Here is a 529-nt window from a genome sequence, read left to right as displayed (position 1 = left end):
ACCCCGTCACCGACCGCAGATCATTCCGCAACTCCACCGCCGTCAACGAGTCAAAACCCAACTCCTTGAACGCACGGCTGGGTTCGACCAGGTCGGCACGGGCGTATCCGAGCACCACGGCGACGCGCTCGCAGACGAGGTCGACGAGGAGCCGCTCCCGTTCGTCATGTGCCAGGCCGAGGAGGCGCTGCGTCAGGGAACCGCCGTCCGCCGAGGCCGCCGCGTCGCCGGCAGCACGCCGTACCGGCGTCCTGACCAGACCGCGCAGGAGTGCCGGGACCGTACCGGTCGCCGCGGCCTCCGCACGCAGCACGGCCAGGTCCAGCCGCATCGGCAGCAGAACCGCCTCATCCACCGCCAACGACGTGTCGAGGAGCGCCAGGCCCTCCTCCGTCGACAGCGGCATCACGCCACCACGGGAGATCCGCCTCAGATCGACATCGTCCAGGTCACCGGTCATGCCGCTGGCCTCGGCCCACAGACCCCACGCCAGCGCACTCGCCGGCAGACCCTCCGACCGACGACACTG

The 529-nt window shown here is 70.5% G+C and carries 1 protein-coding gene; it reads right to left on the bottom strand.

The window, feature by feature from the left end; all coding sequences use genetic code 11:
* Positions 1 to 460 (bottom strand): acyl carrier protein (locus IE249_RS35630; protein ID WP_229860057.1); only part of this gene is annotated, 460 nt, incomplete at its 3' end.
* Between the last annotated feature and the right edge of the window lie 69 nt (positions 461 to 529).

The sequence above is a fragment of the Streptomyces anandii JCM 4720 genome (assembly GCF_014650655.1).
In the GTDB taxonomy this organism is placed as follows: domain Bacteria; phylum Actinomycetota; class Actinomycetes; order Streptomycetales; family Streptomycetaceae; genus Streptomyces; species Streptomyces anandii.
This window is presented reverse-complemented; position numbering and strand designations above follow the sequence as displayed.